At 55.5% G+C, this 272-nt stretch carries 1 protein-coding gene; it reads left to right on the forward strand.

Going from position 1 to position 272, the window contains the following annotated elements; genetic code table 11:
* Positions 1 to 272, forward strand: a 272-nt coding sequence (locus HV213_RS33135) for an efflux RND transporter permease subunit (protein WP_181486587.1), incomplete at both ends; no start/stop codon positions are given.

The following is a 272-nucleotide window of genomic DNA, read 5'->3' on the forward strand; positions in this document are numbered from 1 at the left end:
GAAGTGGCTCACTCGGTGAACGGCTTTATCACTAACTTCCTGATGGCACTGGCCATTGTCGTCGGCGTGCTGCTGATCTTTATGGGCGTGCGCAGCGGTATCATTATTGCCCTGTCGTTAGCGCTTAACGTGCTCGGTACGCTGCTGATTATGTATCTGTGGGGCATCGAGCTACAGCGTATCTCGCTGGGGGCGCTGATTATCGCCCTGAGTATGCTGGTCGATAATGCCATCGTCATCGTCGAAGGGGTACTCATTGCCCGCCAGCAGGG

The organism is Klebsiella sp. RHBSTW-00484 (genome assembly GCF_013705725.1).
Classification (GTDB): Bacteria; Pseudomonadota; Gammaproteobacteria; order Enterobacterales; family Enterobacteriaceae; genus Klebsiella.